The sequence below is a fragment of the Kitasatospora sp. NBC_01560 genome (assembly GCF_045208415.1).
Classification (GTDB): Bacteria; Actinomycetota; Actinomycetes; order Streptomycetales; family Streptomycetaceae; genus Kitasatospora.
In genome coordinates, this window is sequence record NZ_CP109364.1 from 1,720,657 (window position 1) to 1,746,933 (window position 26,277).

The 26,277-nt window shown below is 72.5% G+C and carries 19 protein-coding genes and 1 pseudogene; 7 read left to right on the forward strand and 13 right to left on the reverse strand.

Annotated features, from left to right (window positions below):
• Nucleotides 1-3: 3 nt before the first annotated feature.
• On the reverse strand, nt 4-930 hold the full coding sequence (locus OH807_RS07025; RefSeq protein ID WP_406195224.1) for a LysR family transcriptional regulator: 927 nt from the start codon (nt 928-930) through the stop codon (nt 4-6).
• Nucleotides 931-1,156: 226 nt separating this feature from the next.
• On the opposite strand from OH807_RS07025, the gene OH807_RS07030 reads away from it, so the two are divergent.
• Nucleotides 1,157-2,425, forward strand: coding sequence for an FAD-dependent monooxygenase (locus OH807_RS07030; protein WP_406195226.1), 1,269 nt, complete (start codon nt 1,157-1,159; stop codon nt 2,423-2,425).
• Nucleotides 2,426-2,704: 279 nt separating this feature from the next.
• On the opposite strand, the gene OH807_RS07035 is transcribed toward OH807_RS07030, so the two are convergent.
• Nucleotides 2,705-2,977 carry a hypothetical protein gene (locus OH807_RS07035; RefSeq protein ID WP_406195229.1) on the reverse strand — a complete coding sequence of 91 codons (273 nt, stop codon included), beginning with the start codon at nt 2,975-2,977 and terminating at the stop codon, nt 2,705-2,707.
• A 579-nt stretch (nt 2,978-3,556) separates the two neighbouring features.
• Nucleotides 3,557-5,503 carry a potassium transporter Kup gene (locus OH807_RS07040; protein ID WP_406195232.1) on the reverse strand — a complete coding sequence of 649 codons (1,947 nt, stop codon included), beginning with the start codon at nt 5,501-5,503 and terminating at the stop codon, nt 3,557-3,559.
• 288 nt (nt 5,504-5,791) lie between these two features.
• On the opposite strand from OH807_RS07040, the pseudogene kdpB reads away from it, so the two are divergent.
• Together kdpB and OH807_RS07050 are read left to right on the forward strand one after the other, a co-directional pair.
• Nucleotides 5,792-7,558 (forward strand): annotated as a pseudogene (gene kdpB, locus OH807_RS07045) (potassium-transporting ATPase subunit KdpB); the annotation flags it as partial.
• Nucleotides 7,559-7,610: 52 nt separating this feature from the next.
• Nucleotides 7,611-7,751, forward strand: coding sequence for a hypothetical protein (locus OH807_RS07050; protein WP_406195235.1), 141 nt, complete (start codon nt 7,611-7,613; stop codon nt 7,749-7,751).
• 35 nt (nt 7,752-7,786) lie between these two features.
• Here OH807_RS07050 and OH807_RS07055 read toward each other — a convergent pair whose 3' ends face one another.
• Nucleotides 7,787-9,226 carry a hypothetical protein gene (locus tag OH807_RS07055; RefSeq protein WP_406195237.1) on the reverse strand — a complete coding sequence of 480 codons (1,440 nt, stop codon included), beginning with the start codon at nt 9,224-9,226 and terminating at the stop codon, nt 7,787-7,789.
• 450 nt (nt 9,227-9,676) lie between these two features.
• Nucleotides 9,677-10,525 carry an SDR family NAD(P)-dependent oxidoreductase gene (locus OH807_RS07060; protein WP_406195239.1) on the reverse strand — a complete coding sequence of 283 codons (849 nt, stop codon included), beginning with the start codon at nt 10,523-10,525 and terminating at the stop codon, nt 9,677-9,679.
• An 829-nt stretch (nt 10,526-11,354) separates the two neighbouring features.
• On the opposite strand from OH807_RS07060, the gene OH807_RS07065 reads away from it, so the two are divergent.
• Nucleotides 11,355-11,855 carry a universal stress protein gene (locus tag OH807_RS07065; protein ID WP_406195241.1) on the forward strand — a complete coding sequence of 167 codons (501 nt, stop codon included), beginning with the start codon at nt 11,355-11,357 and terminating at the stop codon, nt 11,853-11,855.
• Nucleotides 11,856-12,264: 409 nt separating this feature from the next.
• A complete protein-coding gene (locus OH807_RS07070) occupies nt 12,265-14,244 on the forward strand; it encodes a ricin-type beta-trefoil lectin domain protein (protein ID WP_406195243.1) in 1,980 nt (659 codons plus the stop codon).
• An 806-nt stretch (nt 14,245-15,050) separates the two neighbouring features.
• Here OH807_RS07070 and OH807_RS07075 read toward each other — a convergent pair.
• From OH807_RS07075 to OH807_RS07095, 5 genes are all read right to left on the reverse strand, one after another.
• On the reverse strand, nt 15,051-15,719 hold the full coding sequence (locus OH807_RS07075) for a response regulator (protein ID WP_406195246.1): 669 nt from the start codon (nt 15,717-15,719) through the stop codon (nt 15,051-15,053).
• Nucleotides 15,716-16,966 carry a sensor histidine kinase gene (locus OH807_RS07080; protein ID WP_406210772.1) on the reverse strand — a complete coding sequence of 417 codons (1,251 nt, stop codon included), beginning with the start codon at nt 16,964-16,966 and terminating at the stop codon, nt 15,716-15,718. Before OH807_RS07080 ends, OH807_RS07075 begins: the two co-directional genes overlap by 4 nt.
• 280 nt (nt 16,967-17,246) lie before the next feature.
• Nucleotides 17,247-18,095 carry an ABC transporter permease gene (locus OH807_RS07085; protein ID WP_406195249.1) on the reverse strand — a complete coding sequence of 283 codons (849 nt, stop codon included), beginning with the start codon at nt 18,093-18,095 and terminating at the stop codon, nt 17,247-17,249.
• A complete protein-coding gene (locus OH807_RS07090; RefSeq protein ID WP_406195251.1) occupies nt 18,092-19,030 on the reverse strand; it encodes an ATP-binding cassette domain-containing protein in 939 nt (312 codons plus the stop codon). Before OH807_RS07090 ends, OH807_RS07085 begins: the two co-directional genes overlap by 4 nt.
• A gap of 484 nt (nt 19,031-19,514) precedes the next feature.
• Entirely contained in the window at nt 19,515-20,594 is a 1,080-nt protein-coding gene (locus tag OH807_RS07095; RefSeq protein ID WP_406195253.1) for a Gfo/Idh/MocA family protein, read from the reverse strand.
• A gap of 107 nt (nt 20,595-20,701) precedes the next feature.
• Here OH807_RS07095 and OH807_RS07100 point away from each other — a divergent pair, with 107 nt between their 5' ends.
• Entirely contained in the window at nt 20,702-21,280 is a 579-nt protein-coding gene (locus tag OH807_RS07100; protein ID WP_406195256.1) for a TetR/AcrR family transcriptional regulator, read from the forward strand.
• Between the two features lie 60 nt (nt 21,281-21,340).
• Here OH807_RS07100 and OH807_RS07105 read toward each other — a convergent pair whose 3' ends face one another.
• The gene (locus OH807_RS07105) at nt 21,341-22,120 is read right to left on the reverse strand and encodes a TetR/AcrR family transcriptional regulator (RefSeq protein WP_406195258.1); all 780 of its coding nucleotides are present in this window, start codon (nt 22,118-22,120) and stop codon (nt 21,341-21,343) included.
• A gap of 145 nt (nt 22,121-22,265) precedes the next feature.
• Between OH807_RS07105 and OH807_RS07110 the strand changes: the two genes are divergently transcribed.
• Nucleotides 22,266-24,002 (forward strand): amidase, encoded by a 1,737-nt coding sequence (locus tag OH807_RS07110; protein ID WP_406195259.1) that lies wholly within the window; start codon nt 22,266-22,268, stop codon nt 24,000-24,002.
• A 204-nt stretch (nt 24,003-24,206) separates the two neighbouring features.
• On the opposite strand, the gene OH807_RS07115 is transcribed toward OH807_RS07110, so the two are convergent.
• Together OH807_RS07115 and pstS are read right to left on the reverse strand one after the other, a co-directional pair.
• Complete coding sequence (locus OH807_RS07115) at nt 24,207-24,947, reverse strand: alpha/beta hydrolase (protein ID WP_406195262.1); 741 nt, start codon at nt 24,945-24,947, stop codon at nt 24,207-24,209.
• A 231-nt stretch (nt 24,948-25,178) separates the two neighbouring features.
• Nucleotides 25,179-26,273: a phosphate ABC transporter substrate-binding protein PstS gene (pstS, locus tag OH807_RS07120; protein WP_406195264.1), complete on the reverse strand. Its 1,095-nt coding sequence runs from the start codon at nt 26,271-26,273 to the stop codon at nt 25,179-25,181.
• Between the last annotated feature and the right edge of the window lie 4 nt (nt 26,274-26,277).

Below are 26,277 nucleotides of genomic sequence, written 5' to 3' on the forward strand. Positions count from 1 at the left end.
ACGTCATCCACCGACGACGGCCCCGGCCGCCGGACCGTCGGGCGCCGGCAGGTCGGACAGCTCCGCCCACAGGTCGAGAAAGGCCCTCAGCGGCACGCTCGGCCGGGTACCGGCTCTCCACACGAACACCTTCCGCAACCGGATGGCGGGCTCCAGCGGCACCACGGTGAAGCGCGGGTCGGCGGCGAGGACCGGACTCGCACGGGAGGTCAGGGCGATACCGATCCGCTCGGCGACCAGCGCGAGCTGGAGGGCGACGTCGTTCGTCGCGTAGGCGATGTCCAGCCGCAGCCCCTCCGCGGCGAAGGCCGCGCGGACGAACGCGTGCACTCCGCTGTCGGGGCCGTAGCTGATGACCGAACCGCGGACCGCCTCGTCGAAGGTCATCGGACGGTTCGCGGGCCGGCTTCCGGCGGGGAGGACCGCGACGATCCGGTCCTCCAGGAGCACCCGCGAGGCCACCCCGGCGGGTTCGCCGTCCGGCGGTCCCGCGACCACGGCCGCGTCGATCTCCCCGTCGCGGACCTTCGCCAGCAGTGACGGGCTCGACGCCCCGGTGAGACTCACCGCGACCCGGGGGTACCGGCGGTGGTACTCCCCCAGCAGCCGGGGGATGCCGGTGCCCTCCAGACCGCCGACGGTCCCCAGCGCGAACGAGCCGCCGAGCAGGCCCGAGCGGTCGGCGAACTCCAGGACGGCCGACGCGGCCGACGCCAGACAGGCACGGGCGTGCGGTAGCAGCGCGGCGCCGCCGGAGGTGAGGACCACCTGCCGGGGCAGCCGTTCGAACAGCAGCTCCCCCAGCTCCTTCTCCAGGGCCTGGATCTGCTGGCTGATCGCGGGCTGCACGACATGACAGCGGGCCGCCGCCTTCGTGAACGACCGCTCCTCCGCCACCGCGACGAAATACTCAAGGGTACGGAGTTCCACGGCCGACAGACTATCAATTCCGCAGCTCACCAGCCTGGTTGTGACATCGACCACCGATCCGGCGTGCGGTCCCGGGTTCCGTCCCGGTACAGCGGGCCCAGGCGCGATCAGCGATCGTGACCGCCCCCATCACCGATCCGTATTGGACGCGCGCGGCCGGGGCCCCGAAGCTTGGTGGCAGTGTGTCGGCCGGACTCCCGGCCCGGCGAAGGGTGGGAACGGACCGATGAGAGTGACCGTCGTCGGCGGCGGCATCGCCGGACTGACCTGCGCCCTGAGCCTGCACGCCGCCGGCTTCGCACCACGGGTGTACGAGGCGGCACGCACGGTCGAGGCGGTCGGCGTCGGGATCAACCTGTTGCCGCACGCCGTCCGGGAACTATCCGAACTCGGCCTGGACGGCGAGCTGGCCTCCGTCGCACTGCCCCCGCACCTGCTGAGCTACCGCGACCGGGCGGGCCGGACGGTCTGGGAGGAGCCGCTGGGACGCGCCGCCGGGTACCACTGGCCGCAGTACTCCGTGCACCGCGGCCGTCTGCAGATGCTGCTGCTCGCGGCGGTACGCGAGCGGCTGGGGCCGGACTCGGTCCGCACCGGCCTGCGGTTCCGGAGCTTCGAGCAGAGCGCCGGCGGCGTCCGCGCCCAGTTCCTGGACCGGTCGAGCGGTCGGCCCGTGGTCGATGACGCCGACGTGCTGGTCGGCGCCGACGGCATCGACTCCGCGGTCCGCAGTCGGCTGTACCCGGACGAGGGCCTCCCGAACGGGAACGGCGTCCACATGTGGCGCGGGGTCGCACAGCTCCCGCACGTCCTCGACGGCCGTTCGATCGTGGTGGCCGGCGGCACCCCCGGCGCGAAGTTCGTCGCCTACCCGATCGAGGACACCGCGACCGCGTCCGCCGACGCCCTGGTGAACTGGGTGCTGGAGGTGCGGCACGGCCCGTCCGCCCCACCCGCGGGCGGCCCCGGCCGTCGCGTCACCGCGGCGGAGGCCCGCGCCGGGCTGTCGTCGTGGGACCTGCCCTGGATCGACCTCACGGCGCTCGCCGAACGCTCCTCGGCGATCGTCGAGTACCCGATGATCGACCGCGATCCGCTGCCCCGCTGGAGCTTCGGACGGGTCACGCTCCTCGGCGACGCCGCGCACCCGATGTTCCCCATGGGCATGAACGGAGGATCGCAGTCCGTCGTCGACGGCCGGGTGCTGGCCTGGTGCCTGGCCCGGGACGACGACGCCGTCGCCGCTCTGAACCGCTACGACCGGATGCGTCGGCCGACCGTCAACGCGATCGTGCTGGCCAACCGGGATTCCGGGCCGGAGGAGACCATCGCCCGAGCCGAGGAGCACGGCGGGGCGCTGCCCGTCGGGGAGGCCGAGCAGATCGCGGCCCGCTACAAGCAGCTGGGCGGGGCCACCGTGACCCAGGTCAACACCCACCCCTCCTGGACGGTCACCCCTGCCATCGCCGCCGGTCAGGAGCCGCTCCGCGGGTGAGCCGGACCGACCGGCGACAGGATGTGAACCTGCGGCCCCTTGACCCCGAGGCCGTCGTTCGTTGAGGGCAGCAGGGGCGGAGTCCGGGACGGCGAGCAGTTCCGGGTGCGGCCCGGCGCGGCGTTCGTCCGCTGTCCGGCAGCCGTGCAGATGGCAGATCCAGCGGGCCTCGGCGTTGGCGGCGCGAGACTCGTGGGGCCGCACCCTCACAGCGGTCCGGCCGTCGAGTTGCCCGGCGAGTTCGGTCGGGTGCATGGAGCGCGCTTCCGGCTCGATCGGTCAGGCGCCAGGATCCGGGCTGTCACCGAGGGCCGTCGACGCCTCGGCGAGCGATTCGGCCACCGCATCGGCCCGGTGCTGCCATCGGGTGAGCGCCGTACGCAGCGCGTCGCCGGTGGCGAATCCGTCGAGGGCTGCCGCCGCGGAGGCGGCCGAGCGGGCGCCGAGCGCGCGGATCCTGTCGTTCTCCTCCGCGAGTTCGTGCAGCGCCGCCTTCAGAGGCGCAGGACTCCCGGCCGTGTCGGCCCCTTCGTTGAAATCCGGCGATCTCACCGCTGATCATTCCCTCCCCTGGTCGATGATCCGGTCAAGTTGGTTAATGACAGGAGTTGTCAACAAGTCGTCAATAGTGATGCACCATTCACGCCGGGTGGACCAAGCCCACGCACATCCTGCTGCCGGCCGGGCCGATGACGCAGGCGGTCGCTGTCGGCGACGCCCGGCCGACGCGACCCGTGGTCTCCGCGTCGGCCGTACCGCCCGGCGTACCCGTTGGCGTCGCCGTGCGCCTCTCCCCCTGCCTTCACCGGCCGCCGAACCATCCCGGTGGAACTCACCGGGGCCGGGGGTCGGCAAACGGTTCGCCGCCAGGCCCCACGCCCGAGCGGCGAACCGTTTCCTCGCAGATCACGCTAGGTGCGGCCGAGCCTCCGTCCGCCCGCCCTGACGCGTCCTTGACGCGCTTGACGGCCGTCTTGACGGGGCTTTGGCGGTCAGCCCTGTCCGGGGGGGCTGGGACGTGATCCTGCAGTGGCGTCGCGTCGCGGACGAGATGCGTCTTCTGGTCCTCGCGGGAGGCTGCTCACCTCGTACCGGGGGCGGAGCAGTGCAGGCCAGCCCCGACCCCGACACCTACACCTCGATCTGCGAGCCCATGATGATGGTGCGGTCGCGGGGCAGGCCGAAGTACTCGGCGGCGTCGGCGGTGATGTAGGAGGTGGCGATGAACAGCCGCTTGCGCCAGGGTGCCATGGTCGGTTCCTTCCCTCGCCGGAGCTCGATCTTCGACAGGAAGTAGGACGCCTGGTCGAGCTCCAGCCGTCCTTCCGTCCGTGCCGGGTCGAGCAGCGCCAGCGTGCCGGGCACGTCCGGGGTCTCCATGTAGCCGAACCGGGCGGTGACGTGGATGATCCCGTCCTCGGCGTAGCCGAGGTCGTCGAGGAGGATCCGCCGATCGGCCGGTACGCGGGGCACCGTCTCGGTCTCGATGGAGAGGATCACGACCTGGTCGTGCCGGACGTGGTTGTGCTCGACGTTGGCGCGCATGGCGAGCGGTGCGGTCTGCTTGCCCCGGTTGAGGAATACGGCCGTGCCGGGGACCTTCTGTGCCCGTACCTGCCCGGTGTGGAGGCCATCGACGAACTCGCGGAGCGGGCCTTCGTGGCGCGCCCGCCCCGTGGTGACGATCTCGCGGCCGCGCTGCCAGGTGGTCATGACGGTGAACGCGCTGAGGCCGATGAGCAGCGGCAGCCAGGCTCCGTGGAGGAGCTTGGTCGCGTTGGCGGCCACGAACAGCAGGTCGACGAAGAGCAGCACGGTCGCCCCGACGGCGACCAGCCACTTCGGCGTGTCCCACCGGGCGCGGGCCACGTGGAAGAACAGCAGGGTGGTGATGGTGATGGTGCCGGTGACCGCCATGCCGAAGGCGAAGGCCAGGGCGGCGGAGCTGCGGAAGGCGAAGACCAGGGTGAGGACCGAGACCATCAGCAGCCAGTTGATCCAGGGGACGTAGATCTGACCCATGGTGGACTCGGAGGTGTAGGCGATCCGCAGCCTCGGCAGGTAGCCGAGCTGGGCGGCCTGGGAGGCGACCGAGTACGCGCCGGTGATCACGGCCTGGGAGGCGATCACGGTGGCCGCCGTCGCCAGCACGACCATCGGCCAGCGTCCCCAGCCGGGTACCAGGAGGAAGAACGGACTGCTGATGTGCGCCGGGTCGTCCAGGATCAGCGCGCCCTGGCCGAGGTAGCTCAGCACGCAGGCGGGGAAGACCAGGAACAGCCAGCCGCGGGTGATCGGCCGGCGGCCGAAATGCCCCATGTCGGCGTAGAGCGCCTCGGCGCCGGTGACGGCGAGCACCACCGCGGCGAGGGCGAAGAACGCGGTGCCGAAGTGGCCGAACAGGAAGCCCAGGGCATAGCTCGGCGACAGCGCCCTGAGGATCCGAGGGTGGTCGGCGATACCGGAGAGGCCGCACGCGCCGATGGCCGTGAACCAGACGATCATCACCGGCCCGAACACCCGGCCGACCGCCGCCGTTCCCCTGCGCTGGACCAGGAACAGCACCACGATGATCGCCGCGGTGATCGGCACGACCGCGTCCCCCAGCGAGGGCTCGACGACCTTGAGGCCCTCGACCGCGGAGAGCACCGAGATCGCCGGGGTGATCATGCTGTCGCCGAAGAACAGCGACGCACCGAAGATGCCCAACGCGGCCAGCACGGCGGTGGTCCGCCGGCCGCGCCTTGAGCCCGAGCGTCGCAGCAGGGTGATCAGCGCCATGATGCCGCCCTCGCCGTCGTTGTCGGCGCGCATCGCCAGCAGCACATAGGTGACCAGGACGATGATCACCACCGACCAGAAGACGAGCGACACCACCCCGTACACGTTCTGCGTGGTGACCGGAACGGGGTGGGGGTCGTCCGGATCGAACACCGTCTGGAGGGTGTAGATCGGGCTGGTCCCGATGTCGCCGAAGACCACGCCGAGAGCACCGACCACCAGCCCGAGCCGCGCCGTGTCGTGCGCGGGCGAGTGGCGGGCCTCCGGCGGCCGTGCAGTGGAACCGTCCCTGGCCAAGGTGATCCTCCTCCGGGTGGACTGCTCCCGCTCCGGCGAGGTGCATCGGGCGGTCGATGCACCGATCATGCACGGCGACCACCGGCCGGGAGTGCCGCTCGCCGCCGACCCGGTCTCGGCGCGCCGCAGCAGACCCGACAGCGCCACGTGGCTCCTGGTGATCCTCGGCGCGGGTCGTCGGCGCGACCGTGGCGGGCGACCGTGGCGGGGCGGTCCGGCGGGGAGGGGTCCGACGCGACGTCAGGGAGCTGTCAAGGATGAACGGCGCCGCGCCAAGCTCCCGTCAAGATGCGCCGGGCGTGCGGAGATCCGGTGCTTCGCTGTGCCGCGTCCCCGTTACGCCGAATCCCACCGACCGTCCACATCGTGCTCGTGCATGCCGGCGAGGCGATCCCCGGCGACGGCGAGGTGATCGAGGGCGTGGCCTCGGTGGACGAGTCGGCGATCACCGGCGAGTCCGCGCCCGTGATCCGCGAGTCCGGCGGCGACCGCACCAGTGTCACCGGCGGCACCCGGGTGCTCTCCGACCACCTCGTCGTCCGGATCACCTCCCGGCCGGGCCAGAGCTTCATCGACCGCATGATCGCCCTGGTCGAGGGCGCGAACCGGCAGAAGACCCCGAACGAGATCGCCCTCAACATCCTCCTCGCCTCGCTGACCGTCGTCTTCGTCCTCTCCGTGGTGTCGCTCCAGCCGATGGCGATCTACGCGGGCGCCCCGCAGACCAGCGTCGTCCTGGTCGCCCTGATGGTCGCGCTCATCCCGACCACCATCGGTGCCCTGCTCTCGGCGATCGGCATCGCCGGCATGGACCGGCTGGTGCAGCGCAACGTGGTCGCGCTCTCCGGCCGCGCCGTCGAGGCGGCCGGCGACGTGGACGTGCTGCTGCTCGACAAGACCGGCACCATCACCCACGGCAACCGCCGCGCGACCGCCCTGCACCCGCTCCCCGGCGCCACCGTCGAACAGCTCGCCGAGGCCGCCCAGCTCGCCTCATTCGCCGACGGAACCCCCGAGGGCCGGTCGATCATCGAGCTCACCGACCGCCAGTACTGGGTACCGCCGCGCGCACCGGGCGAACTGGGCGAGCACCGGCCCGTCCCGTTCACCGCGCAGAGCCGGATGAGCGGCGTCGACCTCTCCTGGCCGGACGGGGCAGGCTGCCTCGTCCGCAAGGGCGCGGCCAGTGCGGTCGCCCAGTGGGTGGTGCGCTCGGGTGGCCGGCTTCCGATGGAGGCCAAGGGCGTGGTCGACCGGATCTCCGCCGCCGGCGGCACCCCGCTGCTGGTCGCCGTCCACGACCGGCACGGCGCGCGGGCGCTGGGCGTGGTCGAGCTCAAGGACGTGGTCAAGGAGGGCATCGCCGAACGCTTCGCGGAGCTGCGCCGGATGGGCATCCGCACCGTGATGGTCACCGGGGACAACCCGCTCACCGCGCGGGCCATCGCCGCCGAGGCCGGCGTGGACGACGTCCTGGCCGAGGCCACGCCAGAGGACAAACTCGCCTACCTGAAGAAGGAGCAGGCGGCCGGGAACATGGTCGCGATGACTGGCGACGGCACCAACGACGCCCCCGCCCTCGCCCAGGCCGACGTCGGCGTCGCCATGAACACCGGCACCCCGGCAGCCAAGGAGGCCGGCAACATGGTCGACCTCGACTCCAACCCCACCAAGCTGATCGAGATCATCCGCGTCGGCAAGCAACTCCTCATCACCCGAGGAGCGTTGACCACCTTCTCGATCACCAACGACGTCGCCAAGTTCTTCGCGATCATCCCCGCGATGTTCTCCGCCTCGCACCCCGGACTGCGGCATCTCAACATCATGGAACTGCACAGCCCGACCTCGGCCATCGCCTCCGCGATCGTCTTCAACGCCCTGATCATCGTCGCCCTGATCCCGCTCGCCCTGCGTGGCGTCCGCTACCAGCCCGCCAACGCCACCGACCTGCTCCGCCGCAACCTGCGCGTCTACGGACTCGGCGGCCTGATCCTCCCCTTCCTCGGCATCAAGGCCATCGACCTGCTGATCCGGTTCGTCCCCGGCCTCGGCTGACAAGGACCGTCGGCGCGCGACCGGAGAGGGAGACGGAGACGGAGACGGAGCGATGAACGGCACGACGGGCAACGCCGGCGCGCAACGGATCCGGATCCTCGGCGGACAGCACGACCTCACCGTCCACGCCGTGACCTTCCACGGCACGCTGTGCACCGGATTCACCGAAAGCCCCGCTTCGATGATCCACTGACGGGTCCCGACGAACTTCGATCAGCCCGCCGGGGATCACCCGAACTCGCGGAGCCGCGGCCGGACTCCCAGCGCCGTCAGGGCCAGCGCCGCCGCGAGCGCGGCCCCGCCGAGGGCTGCGGTGGTCACGCCGAGGTCGTCGTCGGTGGCGGCGACCGCGCTCTCGAAGGCTCGCTGGTTGATCGCCTGGGTGGCGTCGATGGCGCCGCTGAGCACGCCGAAGTCGGCGTTGGACTGGCCGGCGGCGGTGCCGGTGTTGAAGGTGACGGCCTCCTTGAGGCGCCCCTGCACGTTCAGTTCGCGGATCTTTCGGTCGTCCCGCTGGTACTGCTGGAAAGCGGTCAGCACCTGCTCGGCGGCGTCCTGCTCCCCGTCGAAGGTGATGTTGCGCAGTTCGTCGCCGAGGTACCCGCCGAAGCCGACGGCGGCGTGGTCGGCGCGATGCCGGTCCGCGAAGGAGGCGAGCTCGGTGTTGTAGCCGGCCAGGGTGGCGCCGTCGAGGCGGGCGAAGGACTGGGTCTTGTCGAGGAAGCTCTGCTCGTAGGCGGCCGAGCGGGCCGGATCCGTGAGGTAGCGGCTCTCGTCCGCGTTGAGGTCGTACGCCACCGCCCTGGCGCGGCTGAGCGCGATCACCGAGTCGAAGGAGTTGCTCTTCGCCACGACCAGCTGGTGGTCGGCCCGGGAGGCCAGCGTCAGCGCGGTGAGCAACCCGGCGAGGGCGAGCAGGGTGGTGACGGCGAGCGGCACGTTGACCAGCCGGTGGAAGCAGACCGCCAGCAACCGCTGCAGCACACCGAGCGCGGCGAGCGCGAGCAGACCCGTGACCAGGATCCACCACCAGCCGGCCGCCAGATCACCGCGCCGGGCGTCGTAAATGTGCTGGACGGTGGCCGAGTTGGCCGCCGTCACCTCGTCCACGGCGGGCAGCAGGCGCTGCCGCAGCAGGTCGGTGGCCTGCCGGTAGGACGCCAGCGCGTCCGCCGACGGCTTGCCCGCGGGTGCGTGGGCCTGGTCCTCCAGGAGCTGGGCCCGGGCCACCAGGGCCTCGTAGTGGCCGAGTTCGCCGATCACCGCCTGCACGGCCCGCTGTCCGGCCGGATCGCCCGCCGCCGCCTCCGCGACGCGCTGCAGGTCGTTGTCGGCCTGGGTGCGGCGCCGCTCGTAGGTGTCCAGCGTCTCCTGGCGCGGCTTCGCGTAGTCCGGCTCGGCGCCGAACAGCAGCAGGTTGGCGGCCTGGGCGTCCATGTCGTTGAGCGCGAAGTACAGGTCGGCCGAGCGCACCACCTGCGGGGCGGCCCGGTGGCCGATCACGTCCGTCCCGTCCCGGGCCCCGCCCAGGACGGTGGCGGTCACGGCCCCGGCGGCGAGCAGCGCCACCAGGCAGAGGGCGGTCAGCGCGCGGACCAGGCGCGGGGTGTTCCACCAGGCACGGCTGCGCCAGCCGGGGGAGGTCCAGTGACGGGGGACACGCGGCACGGGTCGTGGAACAGTCGTATCCGGGCTCGCCACCCCCGGCTCGCCCGCTTTCCCCACGACGATCGTTCCGCTCGACGAACCCGTTGGCATCGCCGCGCGCCCCCTCCCCTGTTTTTCACTGGCCGCCGAACTTGCCCCGGCGCAGCTGGCCGGGGCTGGGATTCGGCCCGGGCCGCCCCCAGCCGTTGAGCTGGTGGCGAACCGTTTCTGCACTGATCACGCTATGGCCGGAACCCGCCCTGTCCGGTCGGCACTGACGCCTCCTTGACGCGCAAGGCATCGATCTTGACGGATCGTTGGCGCCGGGGTCATGGCTGGAAGCGGTGGCCGATACCCGGCTCGGTGATCAGGTGGCGCGGGCGGCCGTGGTCCGCCTTCTTCCTCCAACGGCCTGCTTCCTGCGGGAGCACCTGGGCATGCTGCTCCTCCCGGATCGTTGGGTCGGCGCGTTCAGACGGCCTGGCCGACGAGCTGGTCGGCGAGCTTGGACAGACGCTTCTGCGAGCGCTCCTCCTGGACCGCCTGGGCGGTGGGTGCGACGGCTCCCCCGTCGTAGTAGGCGCCGTTGGTGAGGGCGGCGGACGGAAGGCAGAGCCGGACCACGGCCGCCGCACCCTCGGCCGGCGGCGCGCCGACCCGCCCGTACAGCGGCAGCAAGGCGGTGTCGCACGGGCCCGGGTTGAGACTGACGGCGGTGATGCCCGAGCCTGCCGGGGCCATGTCGGCGGTCGCCATGGTCAGCGCCAACTGCGACTGCGCGTATGCGGCAACCCGCGAGTACTTCTTCACCCGGTGCGGGTCCGTCCAGTTCATCGAGGCGGTGCGGTGCAGCGAGGAGGAGACGTTGACGATCCGCGCGTCGCCGGCCGCGGACAGCGGGGCCCGCAGCAGCTTGGCCAGCAGGTGCGCGGCAAGGAAGTTGACCTGGAGCGAGACCTCGTTGCCGTCGTCGGTGAGGGTGCAGCGCTCGGGAGCCATCACGGCGGCGTTGTTCACCAGCAGGTCCAGCGCCGGGTAGTGCTTCACGACCGTGCCGGCCAGTACGGCCACCTCCGAGAGACGGGTGAAGTCGGCTGCCAGCGCGACGAGTCGGTTGCGCCGGGTGCCCACGGCGACCAGACGCTCGACGGCGTCCTCGGCCTCGGCGGTGGTGCGGGCGTGCACCAGAACGGTCGCCCCGTGCCCGGCCAGCAGGCGGGCGGTCTCCCAGCCGATCCCGGAGGAGGCGCCGGTGACGAGGGCGATGGGGGCACCCCCGGCCGAAGGCTGGGGGAGCGCGGACAGAACAGCGTCGGACATGACCCGTCCAAGGGTGAAAGGCACGGCGGGGCACGCGGGCACGGCAGGTGCCGACTGCCCACGGGGCCGTCCGTGCAGGAAGGTTGGTGCGATGAGAGCGCGCGCCCGCCCCTGCCCGCACAATGGACGGGCAGGGACGGACGCGATGAGCGGCACGGGCGCGACGGATCGGGGTCGGGCTCGTGACACGGCCGGCAGTGGAGCGGGGAGGCTCGGTCCTACCGGACGGCGGTGACGACCGCGACAGCGACGATCCGCGGCCGCGTATGCGGCGGACGGTCGTGGTGGCGTGTCGAGCCGTTCATGCCCCCATCAAAGCCTCCGCTGCCCGTCCGGGCCATGTCCGGCCGCCCACCCTGACGAACCCCTTGCGCCTCCCTGACGCCCCATTGACGAGGCAGGGGCGTCCGGACGTCGAACGTACTGCCCCACTGGGAGATCCGGCCCGGCCGCGAGCGAACGGAAGCCGCGTCCCGCGGCGGCCGGAGGTGGCCTCGACGGAGCCGTCGGCCGAGGTGGCTCGGGTGCCCGTCCGGGAAAGGGCAGACACTCCACGTCGGCCGGGCGCAGCACCCATGGCGGCTGGTGCGGGGACGACCCCACGAGTGTCCGTGCACTGCCGGCTTCCGGCCGGTCCGGCAGGAGGTGGCGTATCGGGCCGGGCGCTCACGCGGTGAGCCGGCTGGTCACCATCGGAGACCTCGCACGTCAGGAGTCCGTCAGGAATCCGCCGCCGGGCGTCATGACGGCGTCAGCAGGTGCCGCGGACGCCCTCGCTACGCGTTCACTGGACATGGCGAGACCCATCCGCCGACGGAGGCGAACAGCCATGACCGGAACCACCCGCGTGATCGTCGGACTCAGCGGCTCGCTGAGCAGCCTCGCCGCGTTGTACCGCGCCGTGGAGGAGGCCGCCCGGCTCGGCGCCACGCTGGTGCCGGTCGTCGCCTGGTCCCCGTCCGACGGCACCGGCTGCGGCGACCTGCGCCCGCTGTCCGAGCTGGAGCATGCCGCCCGCAAGCGCCTCGACACCGCCTTCGCCCAGACGTTCGGCGGCTACCCCGCCGGCCTGGTCGTCCACCCTCTCGTGGTCCAGGGGCACGCAGGTGCGGCCTTGGTCCGCGCGGTCACCGGCCCGGCCGACCTGCTCGTGGTCGGCACCGGCGGGCACGGCCGCCTCGACCGCCTGCTGCACCGCTCCGTCCTGCGCTACTGCCGCACCTGTGCGACCTGCCGGGTCATCGCCGTGTCGCCGTCCGAGCTGCTGGAGCGGCTGACGCTCACCGCCCGCAGCGGGGCACCGCTCCCCCTCGCCGCGGGTGGCCGGTAGGCCCGGACCGTCGGAGTGCGCTGACGGTCGGCCGGGTGCGCCCCGCCGGCCGTTCAGCGCGTCCGCGCCGGCGGGCCGGCGGGCCGGCGGGCCGGATCCTCGGCCGGCAGCTGAACCACCAACCGGTCCGGTGCGTAAGGGTCGCACGCACAAGGCCGGGAGCCTCGCCGTATTCCGCAGGAGAAAACCCGGCCCGGCCAATCCGGAACGGCCCGCCGGCGGAGCCGGCGATCCGTCACAAAGGACCGGGATCGGCCGAGGACGCCTGTCCCGCAAAGCCCACCGGGGCGGGTGGTGCACGAAAGGGCAGATCTCCCGACCTTGTCGTATGGATCCCATCAGGAGTCCCGGGACGGAGGATTTCCGAGGTCTAGCATCCATATTCTTCGAGAAGAAAGATGCTTCTGACATGAAATCCCTGTCCCGCCTGAAACGTGCCCTGGCCTGCGGGGTGGCAGCAGTCGCCGTGGTCTCCGGCCTGACCGTGCAGGCCCAGGCCGCGCCGGCGGCGGCCCCCGTGGACAAGACCTGCGGAACCCCGGCCGTGCCTGGTGGCGGCAACTGCATGAGCTCGTTGATCAGCTCCGCATTCGACACGATCAGACTCATGCACAATGCCGCCAACCTCAACAAGCTGGACAACGCGGAGTTCACCCAGAGCACCGCGACGAAGTTGAGCCAGAAGTTTCCGGGGTTCAACGTCATGGTGTTCAAGACGGTGGGCACCGACCTCTATGACACCGAATGGTTCACGAACGAGCACAAGGCCGATATGAAGGGGGTATTGCTCGACACCACCTACAAACTCAACCACTTCCTGGACAAGGAGAAGAAGGAGCCCTCCGGCTACGACAAGTTCCGGATCTGGGTCTTCCAGGGGGACTCGACCTTCCGCAACCGGGGCGACGGCGGCTACCTGAACTGGGCGTTCGTCGGCAATGACGGCGACACCGTCAAGAAGGAGTCGTGGACCTGCCGGTCGGGCACCGCGCGGCCCTACAAGTGCGACGGTGACGTGCGCACCATCCACTTCCCCGCGCGATCCGGTTACGCCACCAGGACCGGCAGCCTGACCCCCGACTCCAGTGGCCCCGGCTACCACGCCTGCCTGGACGTCAGCGGCAATGGCACCGCGAACGGCACCCCCGTGCAGATGTGGGAGTGCAACGGCGGCGACGCCCAGAAGTGGACCTACAACGGCTACAAGCTCCGGGCAGCCAACGGCAAGTGCCTCGATCTTGCGGACAACAGAGCCGAGAACGGGGCCAAGCTCCAGATCTGGGACTGCCTGGAAATCCCCGGTCAGCGCTGGAACATGTCGGCCGGCGGCGGCTTTAGGCACATGACGGACCAGGACGACCGGTCCAAGGACGTCTGCATCGACGACTTCAGCGGCCGGACCGCCAACAGCAGTTCGGTGACGGCCTGGGCCTGCGGCGCCGAGGACAGGCGGGACGCCCCCAACCAGAACTGGGCCTGGGGCGGCACCCCGCCGACCACCACCCCGACCACGCCCGCCAACGGCGCAGACGTGTACCTGAAGCTCGACAACGGACTGGGCGCCGTCCCGCTCAGCGGCTCCGCCGGCGCCTCGGTCGTCCCCGGGATCCGGGGCGGCAGCGAATCCAAGTGGAAGATCACCTCGGTGGGCGGCGGTCGCTACCGCATCACCAGCTCCTACGGGCTGGAACTCACCGAGAGCAGCAACTACATGGCCGAACTCCAGCCGTGGAGCAACTCCTCGCGGCAGAAGTGGGAGCTCTTCGGAGTCGGCAACGGCAGGTACCAGATCCGGATCTCCGACGACGACTGCCTCGCCCACGACGCCGACTTCAAGCAACTCGGCGTGTGGACGTGCAAGCGGGGCTGGCAGCAGGAGTGGGTCCTGGAGTCCCAGTCCGGCGGCGTGATCACCCCGGCCGAACCGGGCACTCCGACGAACCCGAAGCCGCCGACGGACCCGAAGCCCCCGACGACCGGTGGCGGTTCCGCCGTCCCGACCGAGCGGCCGCTGTTCCTGAAACTGTCCAACGGGCTGGGCGCGTCGGCACCCACCGAGACCGCGAGCTGGGGCTCGCCGATCGTGGCCGGGATCCTGGGGTACAAGGGGTCGCGATGGACGATCAAACCGCTGGGCGGCGACCGCTACCGGATCGTCAACGACCTCGGCTACAACCTCACCGAGAACCCGGAGACCTACCTGGCCGAGCAGCAGGCGTGGGGCGACACCTCCAACCAGAAGTGGCGGTTCGTCAGCCTCGGCAACGGCAAGTACCGGATCCAGATCTCCGACGACGACTGCCTCACCCACGACTCCGACTTCAAGCAACTCGGCGTGTGGAGCTGCGAGGGCGGCTGGAAGCAGGAGTGGTCCTTCCAGCTCCTCTGATCGGGCAGCCCTGACGGCATCGGCTCGTCCCGTACGGTGCCGGGCCGGGCGGTGAAACCGTCCCACACCGCCGGGCCGCGGCCGTCCTCGTCCTGCATGGCGACCTCCGGTACGACCGGGATCACCACGGCGAGAAGGCGGACGGGGCCTGCCACGGGGCCGAGGCGCGGGCCGAGGACGCGCACGGACACGGGCACCGTGGTGGCGCGGGCGCCCGCAGGGTCCAGGTGGCCGCAGTCGGCGCGCCAAGGCCGTTCCGGGTCATGGGCGCCGGCGTCGGCAGCGGTCCGGGATGGCGGGTCGCCCACCCGGCGGGCGTGACGGTGGAGCCTGGGGCCCGGACGGGCCGGACGGGCCGGACGGGCCCGCGGCCGTTCATGGTCGAAGAGATCGTGGTGTCCATGCCAACCTCCGAATGCCGTCGACGGTACTGCTGGTCGCGAGCACGGACGGCCCCGGGGAGCCGGGAGATCCGGCCAGGGCCTCGGTCGGACGGTCGGTCCGGTGGCCGGCCGGTCGTCCTGCCATTCACGCTAACGGCAGAGCGGCGGCCGACCGTGGTACTCGGGACGGAACCTCGTGGTCGGGGCGGTACCACGGTCCTACGCCGAACGGGCGGCGCCTCTGCGGCCAGGACGGCGGCACAGGCGGACGGATACCGGGCGGGCGGATACCGGGCGGGCGGACGCCGGGCGCGCGGATACCGACGGCGAGCGCCCCACGTCGTCGTCCCCGGCCTCGACGGGAGCGACCGCCACCTCGGTGCCGTCACCCCCGGTCCGGCCCCCGGCCCCGACCCGCCCCCGTCACACCGGCCGGGTCAGCCCCATGTCGTACGCGAAGATCACGGCCTGCACCCGGTCCCGGGCGCCGATCTTCGCCAGCACCCGTCCGACGTGCGTCTTGACGGTGGATTCGGCGAGCACCAGGCGTTGGGCGATCTCGCCGTTGGTCCAGCCCTGGGCGATCGCGACCAGGATCTCCCGCTCGCGCTCGGTCAGCGCGGCCAGTCGCGGGTCTCCGGCCGGCCCCTCGCCCGGCCCACGGGCCGGCAGGTGGTGGGCGTAGGCGTCGAGCAGCCTCCGGGTCAGCCCGGGGGCGATCACCGCGTCACCCGAGGCAACCGCCCGGATGCCGGCGAGCAGCTCCTCCGGCAGGGCGTCCTTGAGCAGGAACCCGCTGGCTCCGGCCCGCAGCGCCGCGTGGGCGTACTCGTCCATGTCGAAGGTGGTCAGCACCAGGACCCGGCAGCGCCCGCCCGCGGCCACGATCCGGCGGGTGGCCTCGATCCCGTCCATGCCCGGCATCCGCACGTCCATCAGCACCACGTCGGGCCGCAGTTCGGCGGCCCGGCGCACCGCGTCGGCGCCGTGCCCGGCCTCACCGACCACCTCGGTCTCGGGGCTGCTTTCGAGCAGCATCCGGAAGCCCAGCCGCTGCAGCGGCTGGTCGTCGACGATCAGCACGGTGGTCACGACGCGGAGCCTCCGGGGTCGGTGGGCGGGGTGAGGCTGAGGAGGGCTTCGACCGTCCAGCCGCCGCCCGGCGCCGGACCGGCCGCGACGGTGCCGCCGTAGAGGGCGGCCCGCTCGCGCATACCGGCCAGGCCGTGCCCCTCCTCGTTGGGCGGTGCGGCGCTCGGACCGTCCGGCGGGCCGTTGTCCTGCACCCGGATCAGCACCGTGTCGCCCTCGACCGCGATCCGGAGCTCGGCCCGGGTGCGGGTGCCCGCGTGCTTGAGGCTGTTGGTGAGCGCCTCCTGCACGATGCGGTAGACGGTCAGCTGGGCCGCCGGGTCGAGCAGTTCCACGTCACCGGCGGTGCGGTAGCGGACCTGCGGCCCGGCGGCCCGCACCCGCTCGCAGAGCTCGTCGAGGTCGGCGACGCCCGGCTGCGGGCTGAGCTCGGGCCCCTGCCGCTGCTCGCGCAGCACGCCGAGCATCCGGCGCATCTCGCCGAGCGCCTGCCGTCCGGTGCCGGCGATCAGCTGCAGCGCCTCCTTGGCTCGGCCGGGGTTGAGCTCCGCCGCGTACGCGCCGCCGTCGGCGAGGCCGATGATCACCGACAGGTTGTGGCCGATGATGTCGTGCATCTCGCGGGCCACCCTGGCCCGCTCGGTGGCGGCTGCCAGCTCGGTGCGCTGGTCGCGTTCGATCTCCAGCCGGACGGCGCGCTCGCGCAGAGCGGCCACGTGCGCCCGGCGGATCCGGAGCACCAGGCCCAGCGCGACGGATGCGGTGGCGGCGCTGGCGAGGAAGAACAGCGCGTCACCGAAGAACACCGCGCTGGACAGCCGCACGGCGGCCACCCCGAGCGCCGCAGCCATGACGGCGCAGGCCCAGGGCAGGTGCCGCAGCCGGCCGTGCAGCGCCAGGCTGTACAACGCGATCAGCAGCGCCACGTCCGCACGCAGCCAGACCATCCCGGCCCACTGCGCCATGAAGACCGCCGCGATCACCGCGAATGTCGCCGACGGCGCCCTTCGGCGCCACCACAGGGGCAGCACCAGCGCGAGCTGCCAGACCAGGGTGGCGGCGGTCGAGAGGTGCGCGATCCGGATCCGCTCGCGCGGCCCGGCGTCGTGCACGAGGTCCGGTACGCAGAACAGCAGGAGGACGACGGCCACCACGGCCGTGTCCAGTAGCCACGGGTGGCGCTGGTCCAGCCCGCGCAGCCGCTGGCCGGCCCGGGTCAGCCGGACCACCACGGGGTGCGCCCACAGGGTTTCGAGCCCCTGCGGAGGGGGCGCCGGGGGCGTGGCGGGGCCCGCCCGGGTGCCGGAGTCGTCTGCGGTCACGGAGGTCACCTGTCCATAGTGGGCGATGCCCGGCGGCCCGCCGCCCGAGCAGTGCCGCCGGCGGTCCGATGCCTGACGCCCGATGTCCGATGCCCGACGTCGGACGGGAGGCGTCGGACGTCGGGCATCGGACGTCAGGCATCGGACGTCAGGCGTCGGACGTCAGGCGTCGGACGTCGGGCATCGGGCACCGATGCGTCAGCCGTCACGCATCGGTGCGCACCAGGCGCCAGGCCGCGGCGCCCAGCGCCAGGGCGGCCCAGGCGAGGAGGACCAGCAGCCCGGCGGTCGGGCTCAGCATGGTGGCGTCGTGGTGCAGCGCGAACATCGCCTCCCCCGCGTTGCTGGGCAGGTACGGGCTGATGTGGTCCTGCCAGGAGGTGGGCAGCAGGCTGACCAGGCCGGGGATCAGCATCAGCGTGGCGACCAGCACCGAGATCCCGCCCGCCACGGAGCGCAGCAGCGCGCCCAGGGCGGCGCCGACCACACCGACCAGAGCCAGGTAGAGGCCCGCGCCGAGCAGGCTGCGCACCACGCCGGGGTCGGAGACGGTGAGCGCGGCCGGGGTGCCGGCGACGATCCCGCTGCCGATCAGGAAGGCGGTGAACGCCCCCACCGTCCCGACCACCAGGGCGACCGCCCCGTACACGGCGGCCTTGGACCACAGCACCGGCAGCCGGCGCGGCACGGCGGCCAGGGTCGAGCGGATCATCCCGGTGGAGTACTCGCCGGCGGTGACCAGGACGCCCAGCACGCCCAGCGCGAGCTGGCCGAAGTTGGTGCCGAACAGCGACAGGCGGACGGCCGTGGCACCGGCGAAGTCCCGGTCCATGTGCCCGCCGGAGGTGATCCGGTGCTTGTACTGCGCGCAGGCGATCAGGCCGAAGGCGATCACGAAGACCAGGGCGAGCCCCAGCGTGATCCAGGTGGAGCGCAGCGACCACAGCTTGGCCCACTCCGCGCGCAGCACCCGGCGGCCGCTGACCCGGTAGGCCGGGCGGGCGGGCCGGGTACCGGACGGCTCCGCGGAGTGGACGGGGGTGATGGTGGTCATGCCACCCTCCCGGGGGTCTCGATGCCGGTGGTGGTCCCGTGGTACTCGACGGAGTCCCTGGTCAGGTCCATGAACGCCTCCTCCAGGGACACCGCCCTGGCCGTCAGCTCGAACAGCGCGATGCCGTGCTCGGCGGCCTTCAGCCCGATCGCGCGCGGGGTCAGGCCGGTCACCTGCAGCTCCTCGGAGCCGACCCGGCCGGTGATCTCGACGCCGGGCCCGGCCAGCACCTCGCGCAGCCGGGCCGCATCGGCACTGGCCACCTTGACGGTGTCGCCGCCGGCCTGCCGGACGAGGTCCTTCACGGTGGTGTCGGCGAGCAGCCGCCCGCGTCCGACGATGATCAGGTGCTCGGCGACGAGCGCCATCTCGCTCATCAGGTGCGAGGAGACGAAGACCGTGCGGCCCTCGGCGGCGAGGGCGGTGAGCAGGTTGCGGATCCAGAGCACGCCCTCGGGGTCGAGGCCGTTGACCGGCTCGTCGAGCATGACCGTGGCCGGGTCGCCGAGCAGGGCGGCGGCGATGCCGAGCCGCTGGCCCATGCCGAGCGAGAACGCCCCGGCGCGCTTCTTCGCCACCGTGCGCAGTCCGGTCAGCTCGATCACCTCGTCGACCCGGCGGCGCGGAATGCCGTGCGTGTAGGCCTGGGCCATCAGGTGGTCGAAGGCCGAGCGGCCCGGGTGGATGGACTTGGCCTCCAGCAGCGCGCCGACCTCCTGCAACGGCGAGGTGTGCTCGGCGTAGCGGCGGCCGTTGACCGTCACCGCCCCCGCGGTCGGGGCGTCGAGGCCGACGATCATCCGCATGGTGGTGGACTTGCCGGCCCCGTTGGGTCCCAGGAAGCCGGTGACCGCCCCCGGCCGGACGGTGAAGTCCAGCCGGTCGACCGCCGTCTTCTCGCCGTACCGCTTGGTCAGCTGGTACGCCTCGATCATGGGTGCTCCCTCGCACTCGGGCGCCGGCCGTCCCGGGACGCCTCACCGGCAACGCTAGCCGCGCCCGGCCCGGTAACCGTGGTACCGGGGGCTGGTGCCCCGCCCGGCCGGTGGTACCGCGGTACTACGTCCCACCTGCGGCGGAGCCGTCGGCGAGGCAGCACCGGCCGCGGACGCGACGAGCACGGCGCGCACCGGGAGTGGGTCCTCGACGACGCGTCACCGCTGGGCGGGAACCGGGTGGTCACCGGCTTCCCCCATCCGCTCGGACAGCCGACCACCCCGTGGACGTCGGCCGGCTCGCCAACGACGCACTGTCGCTCCACCGGGTCCAGGTGATCGACCTGATCAACACCGCCGAACGGGGGTCCGGCATGCGGGTCTTCCGCTGATCGCCATCCCCTTGGCGAACCGTCCCGGGCGGTGGCGAGCAGCATGCCGGGCTCTTCCTACTGCACCGCCCGGGCGGCACGCCGCCGAGCCGTTACGGGACCACGTGGACGGCGCCGGCGGCCGCGGACCGTTCGATGGCGGCCAGGAGCCGGTGGTGGCGCAGGGCGGTCCCGAAGCTCGGGTGCGGCTGACGGCCTTCGGCGATGGCCCGGGCGACCTCCTGGTAGAGGGCCGCGATGTTGGCCGGCGGGCCGGACCGGACGGCGGCGGGGACGGTGCGACAGGCGTCGGGCACGGTCAGGACTTCGTCACCGATCCTGATGGCCCAGTCACCCCAGTGGATGAACGTACCGGGCCGGGCCGGAGTGGCGGTCAACGTTGCCTCGCTGCCGACGAGTTCGAGGAGGAAGCCGTCCCCGGTGGGCTCGTTGCCGCCGTGCACGGCGACGGAGGCGGTGGCGCCGCCCGCCAGTGCGCCGTGCAGCAGCACGTGGCTGGGCGTGGCGTTGGGTGCGGTCCGCTCCGTTCCGGCGACCAGCACGCGGTCGTGCATCCGGGGCAGTCGTGCGGAGACTTCGGTCAGCGGGCCCGCGACCCGTTCGAGTGTGGCCAGGAAATGGCCGGCCATGACGGTCAGGATGTCGGTCCCCTCCGCGGGGTCCAGGCCGAAGACCAGGTTCGGCCAGATGCGACTGCCACCCCACGGGGCGCCGTCGGCCACCAGCACGACCGACTCCAGTGTGCCGATCCGGCCTTCGGCCACGAGGTCGGCGGCGAAACGGGCGCTCGGGGAGTGATGGCCCTGGAGGACGACCGCGTGGACGATGCCGGCAGCGGAGGCGGCCTCGGTCAGCTCGTGCGCTTCCTCGGCGTCGACGCCCAGCGGCCATTCGGACACCACGTGCTTGCCGGCGGCGAGCGCGGCCCTGATCACGGCGGCATGCCCGGAGGCCCTCACCGAGACGACGACCAGGTCGACGTCGGGGTGCGCGGCGAGCCTGCCCGCGTCGGTGAAGGCGTGTCGTACGCCGTGGGCGGCTGCCGCGCGCTCCGCGCTGGCCCGGTTGGTCGTCGCGACCGCGGTCACTTCGAACTCCTCCAGTGCGGCGAGCGCCGGCAAGTGCGAACCGTCCGCCCAGCCGCTCGCCCCGACAACTCCGACTCGGATCATGTGCGCCCCCTCAGTTGTGTACCTTCCGGTACGAAACTAGGCGGGCGCGCCGCCCTCGCGCAAGAGGTAACGTACCGATAGGTATAGAACTGGGAAGGGAGGACGGCATGCCCGGTGGACGCCCACGGTCGTTCGACACGGACACCGCACTCGACCGCGCGCTGGAGGTGTTCTGGCGGCAGGGGTACGAGGGCACCTCGCTGACCGATCTGACCGCCGCGATGGGCATCAACAGGCCCAGCCTCTATGCCGCCTTCGGCAACAAGGAGGACCTGTTCGGCAAGGTCCTCGCCCGTTACCTCGAAGGCCCCGGAGCCTACGCCGCCGACGCGCTGGACGCGCCCACCGGCCGCGAGGTCGTCGAGCGGCTGATCCACGGCGCCGTCGACCTGACCACGGGCAGGAGCACGCCCAGCGGCTGCCTCTGCGTCAAGAGCGTCCACGCCGGCGGGCCCGACGCGCAGGCCGCACGCCAGGACGCCGTCGCCGCACGCAAAGCCGGTGAGGCGGCACTGCGCAGACGGCTGGAGCAGGCCACCGATCTCCCCTCCCGCTACGCCCCGGCCGACCTGGCCGCACTCGTCCACACGGTCACCGACGGCATCGCCGTCCAGGCCGCGGCCGGCCGCGACCACGAGGAGCTGGCGCGGGTCGGCCAACTGGCGCTGCGCGCCCTGCTGGACTGAGGACCCGCGCGGCCGGAAAGGACGCGGCGGCGCGCGTACCGCGTGCCGCCGGGCCCGTCGTCACGCCCGACCGGTCGGGCGCAGTTCGCGTTCGAGGGCGGACAGGGCGAAGGTGTGCGCGGAGGCGTCCTGCCAACGCGACCGCCCGAACATCACGTCGCCGGAGAGCCCGTTGAGCATGGCCACCGCCCTGATGACGAACTCGGGGAGGTCGACCTCGGCGAACTGTCCCAGCGCCCACCCCTCGCGAAGGATGGCGTCCAGGCGCTCCTCCCAGGCGTCGGACAGCGCGGTGAGGAGTTGCCGGCCGGCGTCGTCGTGGCGCTGGGCCAGCACCTGCGTCCACAACGCGTAGCGTTCGTCGCCCTGGTGGCGGGGGAGGTAGAAGCGGACGAACAGCGCCAGCTTCTCGGCAGGGGACGCGGCCTCGTCGGCGGCCTGCTGGTACCTGGCCCCGAGGTCCGCCTCGCTCCAGGCGAGGACCTCCAGCAGGAGCCGGTCCTTCTTGCCGAAGTGGTAGAGGATGTGACCGGTGCTCATCCCGGCCCGCGCGGCGATGTCCGACATTCGCACGGCCGCGGCGCCCTTCTCCGCGATGGCGCTGATCGCGGCCTGCATCGCCCGGCCGCGCGCCTCGTCGCCGCTGGGCTGGCGCTTCCGGCCACCCGGGGCCGCCCGGGCCGGCAGCGGGGTGGGGAGCGGCTCGGGGCCGGCGCCTGCCGCAGGCCCGGGCGCGCGGTCCGCCGGGAGGGAGCGCTGCGGCCGCTCCGACGCGAACTCGGGCTCGGATCCGGACGCGGGCTCGGATCCGGACGCGGGCTCGGGCTCGGGCGTCGGCATGGCGGCCTCATCTCGATTCTGGGGTTCTAGATCGGTAGTCTAGACTGAAAATCTAATCAGCACGACCGGAGGCACGGCACCGCGCGCGATCGGTTCGACGCCCAGCGATCTGCCCGTCCGGCCCGACCATCCAGGAGACACCCGCATGACGCGCGGATTCGACGTAGTGGAGACCTGTATCGCCGACCTGCGCGAGGCGCTGGAGAAGGGCCGCACGACGGCGGTCGAGCTGCTCGACGCCTACCTCGCACGGATCGACGCCTACGACCGGCCCGGCACCGCCACCGCACTCAACGCGATGGTCGTGATGAACCCGGACGCCCGCGCCGAGGCCGAGGCCTCCGACGCACGCCGAGCGGGCGGCGCGACGCTCGGCCCGCTCGACGGCATCCCCTACACCGCGAAGGACAGCTACCTCGCGAAGGGGCTGACGGCCGCGGCCGGTTCGCCCGCCTTCGAGCACCTCGTCGCCCAGCGCGACGCCTTCGCCATCGAGCGGCTGCGCGCGGGCGGGGCCGTCCTCATCGGCCTGACCAACATGCCGCCGATGGCGAACGGCGGCATGCAGCGCGGCGTGTACGGCCGCGCGGAGAGCCCGTACAGCGCCGACTGGCTCACCAGCGCCTACGGCTCCGGCTCGTCCAACGGCTCCGGCACCGCGACCGCCGCGTCGTTCGGCGCGTTCGGCCTCGGCGAGGAGACCTGGTCGTCGGGCCGGGCGCCCGCCTCGAACAACGCGCTGTGCGCCTACACGCCCAGCCGCGGCGTGATCTCGGTGCGCGGCAACTGGCCGCTCGTGCCGACCATGGACGTCGTGGTCCCGCACACCCGCACCATGGCCGACCTGCTCGAACTGCTCGACGTCATCGTGGCCGACGACCCGGACACCCGCGGCGACCTGTGGCGCGCCCAGCCGTGGGTGCCGCTGCCCGCGGCCTCGCAGGTGCGCCCCGCCTCGTACCCGGCACTGGCACCCGCTGACGCCCGCACGGCGCACGCCGCGCTGGCCGGCAAGCGCGTCGGCGTCCCCAGGATGTACATCAACGCCGACCCGGAGGCCGGCACCAACCCCGACGGTGGCATCGGCGGCCAGACCGGCGACCGGATCGACACCCGCCCCTCCGTGATCGCCCTGTGGGAAGCCGCGCGCCGCGACCTGGAGGCCGCCGGCGCCGAGGTGGTCGAGGTCGACTTCCCCGTCGTGTCCAACTACGAGTCCGACCGCCCCGGCGCACCCTCGCTGCTCACCCGCGGCCTGGTCGGCCGCGACTACCTCACCGTCGAGATCGAGGACCTGTCCGCGTGGGCGTGGGACGACTTCCTGCGCGCCAACGGGGACCCGGCCCTCCCCACCCTGGCCGACGTCGACAGCGACCGCATCTGGCCCAAGCAGCCGGGCGAACTCCCCGACCGCTACGCCGGCTTCGACGACACGATCGGCGACTACCCGCGTCTCGTGCGCGAGCGCCCGTACGCCTCCTTCACCGACATGCCGCACCTCGAACAGGGGCTGCGCGGCCTGGAGGAGACGCGCCGGGTCGACCTGGAGTCGTGGATGGACGAACTGCGCCTGGATGCGGTCGTGTTCCCCGCCGTCGCCGACGTCGGCCCCGCGGACATGGACGTCTCCGAGGCCTCCGCCGACCTCGGCTGGCGCAACGGCGTCTGGGTCGCGAACGGCAACCTGGTGCCCCGTCACCTCGGCATCCCCACGGTGACCGTGCCCATGGGCACCATGACGGACACCGGCATGCCCGTCGGCCTGACCTTCGCCGGCCGTGCCTACGACGACAACGCGCTGCTGGCCCTCGGCGCGGCCTTCGAGGCGACGGGCGACCGGCGGACGGCGCCGTCGCGCACGCCGCGGCTGTCCGCACAGTGACGTGAAGTGACGTGACGCTCGGCGGTCGCCGTCGCGGTCGCGGTCGCGTGCGCCGTCGCGGTCCGTCGCGTGCACCGGGCCCCGGCCGGAGGACGTCCGGCCGGGCCCCGGTGCAGTGGGCGAGGAGAGCCGGGATGCTGCTCGTGGCGGGCAGCATCCCGGCCGGCACCGCCTACCGTCCGGAGGTGGCCCGACGGCCCGGCCTCACCTCAGGTGCCGCGCGAGGAACCGGGCCGCGGCCTCCCCCGCGAACGGCGGGACGCCGGTGTGCCCGCCCATGTTGGCGTTCAGCGTCTTCTCCTCGGAGCCGAAGGCGTCGAAGAGATCCAGCGCCGCCTGCCGGTCGTTCCCCTCGTCGTCCCACTGCAACAGGACGTGCAGCGGAACGGTGACCCGTCGGGCCTCCTCGAACACGGCGCGCGGGACGAAGCTCCCGGCGAACAGCACGGCGGCCGCGATGCGCGGCTCGACCACCGCCAGCCTGGTCCCGATCGAGATCACTCCCCCCGAGTACCCGACCGGGCCGCCGAGCTCGGGCAGCAGGAGGAGGGCGTCCAGGGCGGCCTGCCATTCCGGGACCGCCTTGTCGACCAGCGGGAGGACGAGGGCGTCGACGATCTCGTCGCCGACCGGCTCGCCGGCCGCCAGCACCCGGCGCAGGTCCGCGCGGGCCTGCTCGACGGCGGGCCAGCGGGGCCGGTCACCGCTGCCGGGGAGCTCGATGGTGGCCGCGGCGAAGCCGTCCGCCGCGGCGGACCGGGCCCGCTCCACCAGCCGGGGGTACATCCGCTGCAACCCGAGCGGGGGGTGGCCGAGCAGGATCAGCGGCACCGGCGCGGAGGCGGAGGCCGATCCGGGGGTCCACAGGATGCCGGGGATCTCACCGAGGGTGAACTCGCGTTCGAGGACGCCGTCGTCGAGGCGCTGTTCGGAGGTGAACTGCATGGTCGTGCCTTTCGGGAGTGCTCTGGAACGGCGCTCCCGGACGACCTATCGCCCGACCGTGACCCCGGAGGGGAGCACCCATGTCGATACAGCGTTCACGGGTACCACCTCCTCGTTCTCTCGCACGGCTGCCGGAAACCTAGCAGCGGCCACCGCGCTCCGCCAAACGGATTCCTGCACGGGCTGCCGGGCGCCGGCCCCGACGGGCCCGTCGGGGGTTCGGGCGAGGGTTCAGGCGAGGCCGGCGACCGCGGTCTGCACCTTGGACGTCAGCTCCTGCGGCAGGGGCACGTAGCCGATCGGGGCGATGGCCTGCTGGCCGGTGTCGCTGCTGGTGTAGGCCAGGAACGACTTCAGGGCGGGCAGCGTCGAGGGCTTGTTCCCCTTGTCGCAGACGACCTCGTAGGTGACGAGGACGAGCGGGTAGGCGTTCGCGTCCTTGGTCGCGTAGTCCAGGCTCAGGGTGAGGTCGCCGTCGGTGCCGGTGATCTGCGCCTTGGCCAGGGTGGTGGCCGCGTTCGCCGCGGTGGCGTCGACCGGCGCCGCGGCGCCGGTGTCGATGGCGGCGCTCTTCAGCTTGCTGGTCTGCGCGAAGGAGAGTTCGACGTAGCCGATGGCGTTGTCGACCTGCTTGACCTGCGCCGCGACCCCGGCGGAGCCGTTCGCGGACTGGCCGCCCCGACCCGTCCAGGACTTTCCGGCCGGATTGGCCCAGGCGCCGTTGGAGGCCGCGGCGAAGTAGGCGGTCAGGTTGGCGGTGGTGCCGGAGTCGTCCGCGCGGTGGATGGCCTGGATCGGCGCGTCGGGCAGGGCGGTGCCCGGATTGAGGGCGACGATCGCCGGGTCGTTCCAGGTGGTGATCTGCGAGTCGAAGATCTTGGCGGTGGTGGGTCCGTCGAGGACGAGCTTGTCGACCCCGCTGATGTTGAAGACGATCGAGATCAGGCCGCCGACCATCGGCAGGTCGATGCCCCGGCCGCCGGTGCAGACCTGCTTCGAGGCGTCGACCTCGGCGGGGGCGAGGGCCGCGTCGGTACCCGCGAAGGCGACCTTGCCCGTGTTGAACTGCTGGACTCCGGCGCCCGACCCGCCACCGCCGTAGTTGACGGTGACGTGCGGGCACGCCGATCCGTACGTGGTCTTCCACAGGTCGATCGCGTTGCCCTGGGCGGTCGAACCGGCGCCCAGCAGCTGGCCGGATCCGTCACAGGCGATCGATGCGGAGGTCGGCGGGGCCCCTGCCTCGCTGTCGGACTCCGAGCCGCACCCCGCGGCGGCGACCGCCAGGGCGAGGGCCAGCACCGACGGTGTGAGGGAACGGATCACGACT